Source organism: Streptomyces sp. NPDC004610, assembly GCF_040609715.1.
Taxonomy (GTDB): domain Bacteria; phylum Actinomycetota; class Actinomycetes; order Streptomycetales; family Streptomycetaceae; genus Streptomyces.
Window position 1 is genome coordinate 57,232 of the sequence record NZ_JBEXLA010000047.1, and the last position, 14,569, is coordinate 71,800.

A 14,569-nucleotide genomic window follows, 5' to 3' on the forward strand; every position below is an offset into this window, starting at 1 on the left:
AGGGGCGGGCGGAGGGCGTGCGCTGGTGCGCTGTCCGCCCGCCTCGCGCTGTTCACGCCGGTTGGGCGTGCTGGTACTCGCCGGTTGGGCGTGCTGGTACTCGTTACCCCGGGTTGCGCCGTGCAGGGTGCCCCTGTCGCTTCTCTTCGCTTCTCTTCGCTTCTCGTGAGCCTTCTCTCGCGCGGGCGAACTCTGGCAAAAGTGTGTTTAACCGACGTACCTCTCCGTGGAGTCGTGCGTGTCCCGTGTATGTTCCGGGGCCGAGGGCCACGGAAGGGACCGAACCGGTGAACAAGAAGCTCGGCGCCGCGCTGTCCGGCGGCGCGGTACTGGTACTGGCGCTGACCGGGTGCAGCGGTGACGACAGCAACGAGAAGCTGAACGCCTGGGCCAAGCAGGTGTGCGACGCGGTGCAGCCGCAGGCGAAGAAGATCGAGAGCGCCAACACCGCGATCCAGAAGGAGACCTCCGACAACAGCACACCGGAAGAGGTCCAGAAGACCGACGCGGTCGCCTTCCAGGACATGTCGGATGCCTACAAGGCGATCGGTGCCGCCGTCAGCGAGGCCGGGCCCCCGGACGTCGAGAACGGCGAGAAGAAGCAGCAGGACGCCGTCAAGGAACTCAACGGCATCGCCACGTCCTACGCGTCCCTGAAGACGAAGGTCGACGCACTCGACACCGGGGACCAGGCCAAGTTCGCCGACGGCCTCAAGGACATCGCCACCGAGCTGGACAAGCTCGGCCAGAGCGGCAGCGACGCCCTCAAGACGCTGGAGGAGGGCGAGGTCGGCCGGGCGATGGCGACGCAGGAGAGCTGCAAGAGCGCTTCCGCGGAGGCGGAGGCTTCGGCTTCGGCCGAGTGACGGTGCCCCGGGGGCGGGTGACGTCGTCATCCGTCCGGCCGGGGCGCGGGTGAGGCGGGGCGGGGGCCAAGTGGCGGGTCCGGGCGGGCCCGTGTGAGCGCCGTGGCGGGCCGAGCGGCCACAATGGGGGCGTGAGTGACACGAGCCTGCCGCCCCTGCCCTCCGCCGATCGCCCCGATGTCGCCGCCCGGCTGCGGGAGGCCCTCCTGGGGGCCGCCTTCACCGCCGACGGCCTGCTCGACCTCCTCGGCGCCCCCGCGTACGCGGCACTCGCGCGCAGCGAGACCGTGCCCGCGCTCCGGGCGACCCGCGGCGACACGCCGCTGGAGACCCTCGTACGGCTCTTCCTTCTTCAGCAACCGGTGCCCCGCGCGCGGGTGGCCGATGTGCTGCCGGTGGCCGACTGTCTGGACAGCGGCTGGCTGACGCCCGCCGGGGCGGACGAGGTGGCCGCGACCGTGGACCTGCGGCCGTACGGCGGGTCCGACGGCGAGGACTGGTTCATCGTGTCCGACCTCGGCTGCGCGGTCGGCGGTGCCGGCGGTATCGGGCGCCGCGCGGAGGGTGTCGTCCTGGGCGTCGGCGGCGCGTCGACGACGCTGGCCGGGATCACCGTCCGTACGCCCGTCTCGACCGCGCTGGACCTCGGCACCGGCTCCGGGATCCAGGCCCTGCACGCCGTGCAGCACGCCACGCGCGTGACGGCGACCGATCTCAACCCGCGGGCGCTGCACATCGCCGCCCTCACCCTCGCCCTGTCCGGCGCCCCGGCCGCGGACCTGCGCGAGGGCTCGCTGTTCGAACCGCTCCGGAGCGGGGAGAAGTACGACCTCATCGTGTCCAACCCGCCGTTCGTGATCTCGCCCGGCGCCCGCCTCACCTACCGGGACGGCGGGATGGGCGGGGACGATCTGTGCCGCTCGCTCGTTCAGGGGGCGGGGGAACGGCTGACGGCGGGCGGCTTCGCGCAGTTCCTCGCCAACTGGCAGCACGTGGAAGGGGAGGACTGGCAGGACCGGCTGCGCTCCTGGGTGCCGCGCGGGTGCGACGCCTGGATCGTGCAGCGCGAGGTGCAGGACATCACGCAATATGCCGAGCTGTGGCTGCGCGACGCCGGGGACCACCGGGGCGACGTGGCCGAGTACGAGGCGCGGTACGACGCCTGGCTGGACGAGTTCGAGGCGCGCAAGGTGCGGGCGGTCGGCTTCGGCTGGATCACCCTGCGGCGGACGGAGGCGGCCGTGCCCTCGGTGACCGTCGAGGAGTGGCCGCACCCGGTCGAACAGCCGCTCGGCGACACCGTGCGCGCGCACTTCGAGCGGCTCGACTATCTCCGGTCCCTCGACGACGCCGCGCTGCTGGAGGAGCGGTTCCGGCTGGTCACCGAGGTGGTCCAGGAGCAGGTCGGACTGCCCGGCGCCGAGGACCCCGAGCATGTCGTGCTGCGGCAGCAGCGGGGCATGCGCCGGGCCACGCGCGTGGACACCGTCGGCGCGGGCTTCGCGGGCGTCTGCGACGGTTCCCTGACCGCCGGCCGGATCCTCGACGCCATCGCCCAACTCGTCGGCGAGGACCCGGTCCTGCTGCGCGACCGGACGCCCGCGCAGATCCGGCTGCTGGTGGAGCAGGGGTTCCTGGAACCGGCGCAGTAGTCCGGGAGCGGCCGAAGTCATTCAGGGCCGCAGCTTCCCCTGCCGTCGCCGCCCGCCCCCGCGTTCACCTCAGGTTCGCCTGGTTGCCGTGCGCGCGTGCCAGTCTTCCCGGGCTTGGTACGCGCGGACGGCACGAGAGAAGGGCGCGGCGGCACATGGAGAGCGGGCCGGCGATCTTCACCGGAGTGGTCTTCGCCCTGTTCGGGGGCGGACTGCTGTTGTGGACAGCGGTGCGGGTACGGCGCCGGGAACCGGTCGCCGCGGGGGTGCGCCAAGGGACGTCCGCCGCGGTCACGACCGTCGCCTCAGTGGTCGCGCTGGTGATCGCCGTGTGGTGCTTCACGCGCCTGTGACGGCGCCCCGTCCCGGTCGCACCGCCACGCGGCGACCGTGTGACGTACACCTCGTGATCGGGGTGGGGTGGAGACGGATGACAGGGGTGGAGACGGGCATGGGGCCGCATTCCCGGCCGTATCCCGCACGGAACCTCGGCCGTCCCGTGCGGAATCCCGGCCGTCCCGTGCGGAATCTCGGCCGTCCCGTGCGGAATCTCGGCCGTCCCGTGCGGAATCTCGGCCTTAGTGCGCGGCCGAAAGTCGCCTGTCGGAAGAACCCGCCCCTCACACCAGTGCGCCCCGCTCCCGCGCGGAGCGCCCCACTCATGGGCCCCGCCCCGCACCGACGGCTCCGCGCCGACGCCCCCGTACAGCCGTCCCGCACCCCGCAACCCCGCACCCCGCGCCACCGCCCCGCGCTCCCACCGAACCTCCCCCAGCCTCGGCCCGCCCCGCCCCCCTCCGACCAGGCCCGGGACCAGGCCCGGACCAGGCCAGGACCAACGCCGCAGCCATCCCCCTCCCGCCCTGACTCAACCCCCCTCCGACCACCCCACAGCAGACCCCGCCCCGACCCCACCGCCCCACCCCGGCCCCTCCCCCTCGCCTCCCTCTCTCCTCCCCGCCCCCTCCCCCCTGTCCATGATCACCAGTAACCGGTAAGCCCCCCTCCGCTTCCCTCCGAACGGCCCGGTCGGCACTCCGGGCGGCAGGAAAGGCGGTAGTCGGGTTACCGTTCGAGTGGCCGTTGCGGGCTTTTCCCGTTTGACACGGGGGCGGGATGTACCGTCACACTCCGCAGCGTCACCACCACCCGACCCCGGGAACAAGCCCCTGGGAAGGGCCTCAGCGTCGACCGGAGAGAAGAGCGAAGTTGTCCCCGACCAGCGAGACCGCGCAAGGCGGTCGCCGACTCGTCATCGTCGAGTCGCCCGCCAAGGCGAAGACGATCAAGGGCTACCTCGGCCCCGGATACGTCGTCGAGGCGAGCGTCGGGCACATCCGCGACCTCCCCAACGGCGCCGCGGAGGTGCCCGAGAAGTACACCGGCGAGGTCCGCCGCCTCGGCGTGGACGTCGAACACGACTTCGAGCCGATCTATGTCGTGAACGCCGACAAGCGTGCTCAGGTCAAGAAGCTCAAGGACCTGCTCAAGGACTCCGACGAGCTCTACCTCGCCACCGATGAGGACCGCGAGGGCGAGGCCATCGCCTGGCACCTCCAGGAGGTGCTCAAGCCCAAGGTCCCGGTCAAGCGGATGGTCTTCCACGAGATCACCAAGGCCGCGATCCAGGCCGCCGTCGCCAATCCGCGCCAGCTCAACCAGAAGCTGGTCGACGCCCAGGAGACCCGCCGCATCCTCGACCGGCTCTACGGCTACGAGGTCTCCCCGGTGCTGTGGAAGAAGGTCATGCCGCGACTGTCGGCGGGCCGGGTCCAGTCCGTCGCCACCCGTCTCGTCGTGGAGCGGGAACGCGAGCGGATCGCCTTTCGTTCGGCTGAGTACTGGGACCTGACCGGGACCTTCGCGACCGGCCGCGCGGGGGACCCGTCGGATCCGTCGTCGCTGGTCGCCCGCCTCCAGAGCGTCGACGGCAGGCGAGTCGCGCAGGGCCGCGACTTCGACTCCCTCGGACAACTCAAGAGTGCGAACATCCTCCACCTCGACGAGGCCAACGCGCGCGCCCTCGCCGCCGCCCTGGAGCAGACCCGGTTCGCGGTCCGCTCCGTCGAGTCCAAGCCGTACCGCCGTTCGCCGTACGCCCCCTTCCGTACGACGACGCTCCAGCAGGAGGCCAGCCGCAAGCTGGGCTTCGGCGCGAAGGCGACGATGCAGGTCGCCCAGAAGCTGTACGAGAACGGCTACATCACGTACATGCGTACGGACTCCACGACGCTGAGCGACACCGCCGTGTCCGCCGCCCGCGCGCAGGTCACCCAGCTCTACGGCGCCGACTATCTGCCGGACCGGCCGCGCACCTACGCCGGAAAGGTCAAGAACGCCCAGGAGGCGCACGAGGCGATCCGCCCGTCGGGTGATCGTTTCCGCACGCCCGCCGAGACCGGGCTGACCGGCGACCAGTTCCGGCTCTACGAGCTGATCTGGAAGCGGACCGTCGCCTCCCAGATGAAGGACGCCACGGGCAACAGCGTCACCGTCAAGATCGGCGGCACGGCGGCCGACGGACGCGATGTCGAGTTCAGCGCCTCCGGCAAGACGATCACCTTCCACGGGTTCCTGAAGGCCTACGTCGAAGGCGCCGACGACCCGAACGCGGAGCTGGACGACCGCGAGCGCCGGCTGCCGCAGGTCAGCGAGGGCGACCCGCTGGCCGCCGAGCAGATCACGGTCGACGGCCACGCCACCAAGCCGCCCGCCCGCTACACCGAGGCCAGCCTGGTCAAGGAGCTGGAGGAGCGAGAGATCGGCCGCCCGTCCACCTACGCGTCGATCATCGGCACGATCCTGGACCGCGGCTATGTCTTCAAGAAGGGCACGGCACTCGTCCCGTCCTTCCTGTCGTTCGCGGTGGTCAACCTGCTGGAGAAGCACTTCGGCCGCCTGGTCGACTACGACTTCACCGCCAAGATGGAGGACGACCTCGACCGCATCGCGCGCGGTGAGGCGCAGTCCGTGCCGTGGTTGAAGCGGTTCTACTTCGGCGAGGGCAGCGGCAACGGCAGCGCGGCCGACGCGGGCAACGGCGACGGCGACCACCTGGGCGGCCTCAAGGAGCTGGTGACCGACCTGGGCGCCATCGACGCGCGCGAGGTCTCCTCGTTCCCGGTCGGCAACGACATCGTGCTGCGCGTCGGCCGCTACGGCCCGTACATCGAGCGGGGCGAGAAGGACACCGAGCAGCACCAGCGCGCCGACATCCCGGACGATCTGGCGCCGGACGAGCTGACCGTCGAGCTGGCCGAGGAACTCCTCGCCAAGCCGAGCGGCGACTTCGAGCTGGGCAACGACCCCACGACCGGGCACGCGATCGTCGCCAAGGACGGCCGCTACGGGCCGTACGTCACCGAGGTGCTGCCCGAGGGCACGCCCAAGACCGGCAAGAACGCGGTCAAGCCGCGCACGGCCTCGCTGTTCAAGTCGATGGCCCTGGACACGGTCACGCTGGACGACGCCCTCAGGCTGATGTCCCTGCCGCGGGTCGTCGGCGCGGACGCCGAGGGCCAGGAGATCACCGCGCAGAACGGGCGCTATGGCCCGTATCTGAAGAAGGGCACGGACTCGCGGTCCCTCCAGAGCGAGGACCAGCTCTTCACGATCACCCTCGACGAGGCGCTGGCGATCTACGCCCAGCCCAAGCAGCGGGGCCGCGCCGCGGCGAAGCCGCCGCTGAAGGAACTGGGCCAGGACCCGGTCAGCGCGAAGCCGGTGGTGGTCAAGGACGGCCGCTTCGGACCGTATGTCACCGACGGTGAGACCAATGCCACACTGCGCTCCGGCGACAGTGTGGAGACGATCACACCGGAGCGGGGCTTCGAACTGCTCGCCGAGAAGCGGGCCAAGGGCCCCGCCAAGAAGACGGCGAAGAAGGCGCCCGCCAAGAAGGCCCCGGCGAAGAAGGCTCCGGCCAAGAAGACCGCCGCGGCGAAGACGACGGCCGCCAAGAAGACGGCGGCGAAGAAGACGACGACGGCCAGGAAGGCCACGGCCACGGCGACAGCCACGAAGGCCGCGGCTGCGAAGAAGGCGGCCGGCGCCGAGCAGACGGACTGATCGGGCCGACCGGACCGACCGGACCGACTGGGCCGAGTGGACCGAGTGGACACGGACTGATCGGACCGAGCGGGTCGAACCGGTCGGTCGAGCGGGCCGGGGCCGGTGCGGCCCCGGACGGCGGACGGGGGCGGGCATGTCCTACCGGGCGTGCCCTCCGGGGACGGGGGCAGGGTGTCGTTTCGCGTGACGTACACGGTCGAGACCAGGGCGACCGCGGACACCATGGCTCCCGAGCGACGCGGTCTGCTGGAACGCGGGCTCGCCAAGCTGGCGCTCGACCCGTACCACAAGGCGAGCACGCATATCGGCACCCATGAGGACGACCGGAAGGCGCAGGTCGCGCCGGGTCTGCTGATCGAGTACGTGGTCGCGCACGGGCTGCTGGTGGTGGTCGTGATCGAGATCTTCGACGAGGCGCTGATCGTCGGGGACTGAGGGTGGGCCGTGGTGCGGTGGCCGGCCTGGCGGGGGTCTGGAGAGGTCTGCGGGGAAGATTTCCGGGTCGTCCCGGGGATGTCCCGGAGGCCCGTCTCCGGGGCTGATCCGGGGGCTGTCCGGGGGCTGTCCGGGGAGGGGCCGGAGAATGGCCCGGCGCCGGACAGGGACGGGCTCGGCACCAAGGCGCTGATCAGGGACGCGTTCGCCGCCGGGAGGGCCTGGGCCCTGAATCCCCCAGCACCCGTCCAGAGGTATCCGTGCAGAACCTCTCCGGCGCCCCCATCCAGCCCCTATCCAGCACCCATCCGGCCCCCATCCGGCATTCATCCGGCATTCATGGGGATTTCTCAGGCTTTCTCAGGGACGGGTCAGGGACCGGTCAGGGGCCGCCCGGGAACCGTCGGGGAATCCCTCGGGGACGGCCGGGGCCGTGCCCGCGTAGGGGGTGCGGATCGTCCGTGGAGGGCGTGCGGGTGTTCGGGTGAGCGCCATGGAGTGTCGGCGCGTGCCGATAGGCTGAACGCATGACGCGAGCCGAGCAGCCAACGGCCCACCAACCAGCCACCGACGACGCCCTCGTGGCGGACTCCCGCGAGCGCGCGGTGCGCGCGCTGCTGCGCCGACCGCAGCTCAAGCGGTTGTGGAGCGCACAGCTGGTCGGTGGGATCGGCGACATTCTGGCGCTGCTGGTGCTGGTCCTGCTGGCGCTCCAGGCGGCGATCACCATGGCCCCGTTCGGCGGCGGCTACCGGGGCGTGGCCCTCACGGTCGCGGCCGTCTTCGCCGCGCGGATCCTGGCGGTCCTGCTGTTCGGCGCGGTGCTGCTCGGGCCGCTGTCGTCGCTCACCTCCCAGGACGGCCCCCTGGACCGCCGCTGGACCATGGTCGGCGCCGACGGGGTGCGCGCGGCGCTGCTGATCGTGGCGCCGCTGTGGATCGACTGGACGCCGGACAACGCGCTGGCGATCCTGCTGGTCACCGCCTTCGTCACGGGCGTCGCCGAGCGCTTCTGGACGGTGAGCCGGGAGAGCGCCGCGCCCGCGCTGCTGCCCGCCCCGCCGCCGGAGGGCGCGACGGTACGGCCGCTGCCGGACCACATGGACGCCCTGCGGCGGCTGTCCCTGCGCACGGCCTTCGTGGCGGTCCCGCTGGCCGGTGCCGCCCTGGTCGCCGCCTCGCTGCTGAACAATCTGCTGGGCGCCGGTATCGAGTGGTTCGCCCAGCACCAGGCCGCGCTGGCCTCGTATGTCGCCGCCGGGCTCTTCGCCGCGTCGCTGTCGGTGCTGACCTTCCTGGAGGTGCCCGGCACGCGCACGCCCCGCGCGCGGTCGCCGCTGGAGGGCCTGCGCCGCCCCAGGACCGGCACGAGCGCCGACAAGGGCCGTACCGGCGCCATCGCGCTGCTGGTGCTCGCCTGCGCGTCGGTCGCGGGCGCGGTCGCCGCGGCGGTCGCCGTGTCGGTGCTGCACGCCAAGGACCTGGGCGGCGGGCCGGTGACGTACGGCCTGCTGGTGCTGGCGCTGACCGGCGGCGTGGTGATCGGGATCCGTACGGCGCCCAAGGTGCTGGTGTCGCTGTCGCGGCGGCGGCTGCTGGCGCTGGCCATCGCCTTCACCGGGGTCGCGCTGCTCGCCGCCGGGCTGGTCCCGGACGTCGCCACGGTGCTGCTGATCGTCGCCCTCGCGGGCGTGGGCGCGGGCGTGGCGGCCAACACCGGGCACGCGCTGCTGGACCAGGAGACCGAGGAGTTCCGCCGCGCCCGGACGACCGAGCATCTGCACGCGGTCGTACGGGTGTTCGTGGCGCTGGGGGCGCTGCTCGCGCCCGTGGCCGCCGCCCTGATCGGGCCGCACCGGGTGGAGAACGGCAGGTTCGTGTTCGCGCACGGGGGTGCCGCGTTCACGCTGGTGCTGGTCGGGGCGCTGCTGCTGCCGGTGGCGGCGCTGGTGCTGGCCAAGCTGGACGACCGCGCGGGAGTGCCGCTGCGGCACGACGTACGGGACGCGCTGCTGCGCGGGGACGACCCCGTGCAGGCGCCCGCCGCCTCCGGTTTCTTCATCGCCCTGGAGGGCGGCGACGGCGCCGGGAAGTCGACACAGGCGGAGGCGCTCGCCGAGTGGATCCGGGACAAGGGCCACGAGGTCGTGCTCACGCGCGAGCCGGGCGCCACGCCGGTCGGCAAGCGGCTGCGGTCCATCCTGCTGGACGTGTCGAGCGCCGGTCTGTCGCACCGCGCGGAGGCGCTGCTGTACGCCGCCGACCGCGCCGAGCACGTCGACACGGTGGTACGGCCCGCCCTGGAGCGGGGCGCGGTGGTCATCACGGACCGGTACATCGACTCCTCGGTGGCCTACCAGGGCGCCGGGCGCGATCTGTCCCCGACCGAGATCGCCCGGATCTCGCGCTGGGCGACCGCCGGGCTCGTACCGCATCTGACGGTGCTGCTGGATGTCTCGCCGGAGGCCGCGCGGGAGCGGTTCACGGAGGCGCCGGACCGGCTGGAGTCGGAGCCGGCCGAGTTCCACGAGCGGGTGCGCTCCGGCTTCCTCACGCTGGCCGCCGCCGACCCGGGCCGGTACCTGGTGGTGGACGCCGGACAGGAGCCGGAGTCCGTCACGACGGTGATCCGGGCCCGCCTCGACCAGACGCTGCCGCTGTCCGAGGCCGAGGTGCGGGCCCAGGAGGAGGCGCGGCGCAAGGCCGAGGAGGAGGCACGCCGGAAGGCGGAGGAAGAGGCCGCGCGCAAGGCCGAGGAAGAGCGGCTGGAGCGCGAGCGCGAGGCCCAGCTGGAGCGGCTGCGCGCGGAGGAGGCCGAGCGCAAGCAGCGTGAGCTGGAGGAGGCGCAGCGGCGCGAGGCCGAACGGCAGGCGGAGGAGGCCCGGCAGCGCGCCGAGGAGGCCCGCCGCCGGGCGGAGGAGGAGCGCGTCCGGCTGCTCGCCGAGGAAAAGGCGCGCGCCGAGGAGGAGGCCCGACGCGAGGCCGAACGGCAGGCCGAGGAGGCCCGGCGCGAGAAGGCACGTGCCGAGGAGGAAGCCCGGCACAAGGCCGAGCAGGAGCGCCTCAGGCGCAAGGCCGAGGAGGAGGCCCGGCAGCGCGCGGCGGCCGAGGCGCGGCGCCTGGAGAAGCAGCAGAAGGCCGAGGCGGCGCTGCTCCGCGCCGAGCAGGCCCGCCGGGCGGCGGAAGAGGCCGCGGCGGCGGCAGCGGCGGGCCCGCGCCGCCCCAGCGCGCCCGCGCGCGGGCCGGAGGCGGCGACCGTGCCCACGCCGGTGGTGTCGCTGCCCGGGGAGGGCGGCGGAACGGGCTCTCGGCCCGGTTCTTCCGGTGGGCGTTCCCACGACGACACGGCGGTACTGCGCCCGGTCCGGGACGACGGACCGGCCGATGAGCGGCCGTCTGGGTCGCCCGGTGCGTCCGCCGCATCCGGGTCGTTCGGGTCGTTCGGGTCGTCCGGGACATCGGGGTCTTCCTGGTCGCTGGAGAAGGACGACGCCGGGGAAGGCACCGGACGCGGATCCGGCTCGTCCGACTCGTCCGGCGAGAACGACGTGACCGCGGAACTGCCCCAGCCGCCGGTGCCGGGCGGGGCCGCGGACGAGACGGCGGTGCTTCCCCCGGTGCGGTCGGGCCCGGCGGACGAGACGGAGATGCTGCCTCCGGTGCCGTCGGATCCGGCGGGCGAGACCGCCGTGCTGCCGCCGGTCGCTCCGCGCGCCGCCGACGAGACGGCCGTACTGCCGCCCGTGCGGGACGAGGATCCGGTGGACCGGGTGCCGCCCGGGTTCTTCCGGGACGAGCCCGCGCAGGGCGGGGCACGGCCGGAGGACGCGCAGGACCGTACGCGGGAGATTCCGCAGATCACCGAGGACGGGACCCCCGGGGCGGGCAGAGCGGACGAAGCCCCTAGGCGCCGGGCGCGGTCGGACTGGGCCGAGGAGACACCGCTCGACGACCTCCCGACACTGGCGGACGAACTGCTCGGGCGGCGTGACGACGGGTACGAGGACGAGTACGACGACGAGCCGGGCAACGGCGGCACCGCCGGCGGCCGGGGGCGGGGCCGGGGACGTCGCGGCTGAGGACTGCTGAGGACCGCGATATCGCCGAGCGGCGACTGCCAGCCTGCGGGGGTGGGTACGGGATGTCGGCGTGAGGCGGACGAGGGCGTCCCGGTGGGCTCGGGACGACGGCTGATCCGGCGTCGTCGGCCGTGGCCGCGGTCGGCCGGGTCGGCGGCGCAAGCCAACCGGATCCACCGCCGCGTCCCGTCGACGGCACCGGACCATCCCCCGTGGGGGACGCCGCGAACACAACAGATTCAGCGGATCGCGCACCGTGGCCGCCGCCGCACCCGATTGTCAGTGGTGGGCCGCACAATGGAATCCGCACAGTGACGCAGGACCGGCGGCGCGGGGTGAGGTGGCGTGGCCGGGGTACGGAAGGGCGGGGTGACCATGACCGTGTGGGACGACCTGGTGGGGCAGGAGCGGGTGAGCGCGCAGCTCGGCGCCGCCGCCCGGGACGCCGACGCGCTGGTCACCGCGGTGGCCTCGGACGCGCCGCCGCCGGAGGCATCGAAGATGACGCACGCCTGGCTGTTCACAGGTCCGCCGGGCGCGGGCCGGACCCAGACCGCGCGGGCGTTCGCCGCGGCACTGCAGTGCGTGAGCCCCGACCGGGCGCTCGGCGGCTCGCCCGGCTGCGGCTTCTGCGACGGCTGCCACACGGCGCTGGTGGGGACGCACGCGGATGTGACGACGGTCGCTGCGGTCGGCACGCAGATCCTGGCCGACGACATGCGCGACACGGTCCGCAAATCGTTCACGTCGCCGGCGAACGGCCGCTGGCAGGTCATCCTCGTCGAGGACGCCGAGCGGCTGAACGAGAAGTCGGCGAACGCGGTCCTGAAGGCGGTCGAGGAACCGGCGCCGCGCACGGTCTGGCTGTTGTGCGCCCCGTCGCTGGAGGATGTGCTGCCGACGATCCGCTCCCGCTGCCGGCATCTGAATCTGAGTACGCCGACGGTGGCCGCGGTGGCCGACATGCTGGTCCGGCGCGAGGGCGTCGAGCCGGAGGTCGCCGCGGCGGCGGCGCGCGCCACGCAGGGCCATGTCGACCGGGCGCGGCGGCTGGCGACCGACCCGGCCGCGCGCGAGCGCCGGGCCACCGTCCTCAGGCTTCCGCTCCGCGTCGAGGACATCGGCGGCTGTCTCAAGGCGGCGCAGGAACTGGTCGACGCGGCGGGCGAGGACGCCAAGCAACTCGCCGAGGAGCGGGACGGCAAGGAGACCGAGGAACTGAAGGCGGCGCTGGGCGCGGTCCAGGGCGGACGGCTGCCGCGCGGCACGGCGGGGGTGGTCAAGGACCTGGAGGATATGCAGAAGCGCCGCAGAACGCGCACGCAGCGCGACAGCCTCGATGTGGCGCTGACGGATCTGACCAGCTTCTACCGCGATGTCCTGGCCCTCCAGCTGGGCTCGCGGGTGGCGATCGCCAACGCGGATGTGGAGGACAGCCTGGACCGGCTGGCGCGGGCGGGCACACCCGAGGCGACCCTCCGCCGGATCGAGGCGATCGGTGCGTGCCGGGACGCCCTGGACCGCAATGTGGCGCCGTTGCTGGCGGTGGAGGCGATGACCATGGCGCTGAGAGCGGGCTGAGGGCCGAGGGGACCTCGCTCAGGGCTCCTCCGGTACCGCCGCCTGACGCGTTGACCCCGTACCCCATCCGTGGCGCATCGCGTGCGTACGGTGCTCGGCGCGTCGCGCACAGTTACCCTCGCGGGATGCACACAAGGCGCACCCCTGACACCCCCCGCACGCCCCGCACCCCCCGCAGTGCCCACCCGCTCCGCACCCCTCGCCCGTCCCGGACCGCCATCACACTCCTCGCCTCCGCCGCGCTGCTGGTCTCGGCGTGTTCGTCGGGGAGTGCGACGGGATCGGCGACCACGGCGGCGGACGCGGCCCTGGTCGCCCTGCCGCAGGCCACGCCGACGGCCCTGACCTCGTACTACGGGCAGAAGCCGGCCTGGCGGGCGTGCGGTGCGTCGGGGTTCCAGTGCGCCACGCTGCGGGCGCCGCTGAACTACGGCGACCCGGGGGCGGGCGATGTCCGCCTCGCCGTGGCCCGCAAGAAGGCGACGGGCCCGGGGAAGCGGCTGGGGTCGCTGCTGGTGAACCCGGGCGGGCCGGGCGGTTCGGCGGTGGACTTCCTCCAGTCGTACGCCGGGATCGGCTATCCGGCGCAGGTGCGTGCCCGCTACGACATGGTGGCCGTCGATCCGCGCGGGGTCGCCCGCAGCGAGCCGGTGAAGTGCCTCGACGGCCCCGCCATGGACCGCTACACACAGACGGATGTGACGCCGGACGACGGAAGGGAGCGGGATGCGCTGGTCGCCGCCTACCAGAAGTACGCGGAGGGCTGTGGCGCGCGCTCGGCGCGGGTGCTGCGCCATGTCTCCACGGTGGAGACGGCGCGGGACATGGACATCGTGCGGGCGGCGCTGGGCGACAAGAAGCTGAACTACGTGGGGGCGTCCTACGGGACGTTCCTCGGGGCGACCTACGCCGGTCTCTTCCCGGCGCGGGCGGGGCGGCTGGTCCTGGACGGGGCCATGGACCCGTCGCTGAGCGCCCGACGGCTGAATCTGGACCAGACGGCGGGCTTCGAGACGGCGTTCCGGGCGTTCGCGAAGGACTGCGTGCGCCGGCCGGACTGCCCGCTCGGCAAGAAGAAGACAAGTCCCGAACAGGTCGGCCGCAACCTCAAGGCGTTCTTCGGCAAGCTCGACGCCCGCCCCGCGCCCACCGGCGACGCGGACGGCCGCCGGCTGACCGAGTCGCTCGCGACGACCGGCGTGATCGCGGCGATGTACGACGAGACCGCCTGGCCACACCTGCGCGAGTCGCTGACCTCGGCGATGAAGGAGAACGACGGCGCCGGACTGCTGATGCTCTCCGACAGCTACTACGAGCGGGAACCGGACGGCCGGTACACCAACCTGATGTTCGCCAACTCCGCCGTGAACTGCCTGGACCTGCCGCCCGCCTTCGACAGCCCCGACCAGGTCGGGCCGGCCCTGCGCGAGTTCGAGAAGGCGTCCCCGGTCTTCGGCGAGGGCTTTGCCTGGTCCGCGCTGAACTGCGCGTACTGGCCGGTGGCACCGACCGGCGAACCGCACCGCATCGAGGCGAGGGGCGCCGCGCCGATCGTCGTGGTCGGCACGACGCGCGACCCCGCGACCCCGTACCGCTGGGCCCAGTCCCTCTCCCGCCAGCTCACCTCCGCCCGCCTCCTCACCTACGACGGCGACGGCCACACGGCGTACGGGCGGGGCAGCGCATGCATCGACCGGACGATCAACGCGTATCTGCTGCGGGGGGCGGCACCGAAGGAGGGGAGGCGTTGTTCGTAGGGTGAGGTGGGGCGAGGCGAGGTGAGGCGAGGTGTGTCAACGGACTTCTTGAACTCCCCGGTGGCGGACACGATCAGTCGCCCGCTGGCGGACACTAAATCTCCCCGCGGACAGGGAAACTCCCCACT

General features: G+C 73.0%; 8 protein-coding genes. All 8 read left to right on the forward strand.

The genetic code is table 11. The features are described 5' to 3' along the window. Positions 1–287: 287 nt before the first annotated feature. Positions 288–866, forward strand: a complete 579-nt coding sequence (locus tag ABZX40_RS36730) for a small secreted protein (RefSeq protein WP_355736298.1) — start codon at positions 288–290, stop codon at positions 864–866. A gap of 131 nt (positions 867–997) precedes the next feature. Then, positions 998–2,518, forward strand: a complete 1,521-nt coding sequence (locus tag ABZX40_RS36735) for a class I SAM-dependent methyltransferase (RefSeq protein WP_355736300.1) — start codon at positions 998–1,000, stop codon at positions 2,516–2,518. Between the two features lie 155 nt (positions 2,519–2,673). Further along, positions 2,674–2,871, forward strand: a complete 198-nt coding sequence (locus tag ABZX40_RS36740) for a hypothetical protein (protein ID WP_355736303.1) — start codon at positions 2,674–2,676, stop codon at positions 2,869–2,871. 856 nt (positions 2,872–3,727) lie between these two features. Beyond that, positions 3,728–6,586, forward strand: coding sequence for a type I DNA topoisomerase (gene topA / locus ABZX40_RS36745; RefSeq protein WP_355736306.1), 2,859 nt, complete (start codon positions 3,728–3,730; stop codon positions 6,584–6,586). 186 nt (positions 6,587–6,772) lie between these two features. Continuing rightward, positions 6,773–7,024, forward strand: a complete 252-nt coding sequence (locus tag ABZX40_RS36750) for a hypothetical protein (protein WP_355736309.1) — start codon at positions 6,773–6,775, stop codon at positions 7,022–7,024. Positions 7,025–7,551: 527 nt separating this feature from the next. Next, positions 7,552–11,103, forward strand: coding sequence for a dTMP kinase (gene tmk, locus ABZX40_RS36755; RefSeq protein ID WP_355736312.1), 3,552 nt, complete (start codon positions 7,552–7,554; stop codon positions 11,101–11,103). A 375-nt stretch (positions 11,104–11,478) separates the two neighbouring features. Continuing rightward, complete coding sequence (locus ABZX40_RS36760) at positions 11,479–12,684, forward strand: DNA polymerase III subunit delta' (RefSeq protein WP_355736335.1); 1,206 nt, start codon at positions 11,479–11,481, stop codon at positions 12,682–12,684. 125 nt (positions 12,685–12,809) lie between these two features. Then, positions 12,810–14,441, forward strand: coding sequence for an alpha/beta hydrolase (locus tag ABZX40_RS36765; protein ID WP_355736315.1), 1,632 nt, complete (start codon positions 12,810–12,812; stop codon positions 14,439–14,441). The last annotated feature ends 128 nt before the right edge of the window (positions 14,442–14,569 follow it).

What these genes read in the sequence shown, in the direction of transcription:
- tmk (WP_355736312.1), top strand. Translation starts at nt 7,552, where the DNA reads ATGACGCGAGCCGAGCAGCCAACGGCCCACCAACCAGCCACCGACGAC.
- ABZX40_RS36740 (WP_355736303.1), top strand. Translation starts at nt 2,674, where the DNA reads ATGGAGAGCGGGCCGGCGATCTTCACCGGAGTGGTCTTCGCCCTGTTC.
- ABZX40_RS36765 (WP_355736315.1), top strand. Translation starts at nt 12,810, where the DNA reads ATGCACACAAGGCGCACCCCTGACACCCCCCGCACGCCCCGCACCCCC.
- ABZX40_RS36760 (WP_355736335.1), top strand. Translation starts at nt 11,479, where the DNA reads ATGACCGTGTGGGACGACCTGGTGGGGCAGGAGCGGGTGAGCGCGCAG.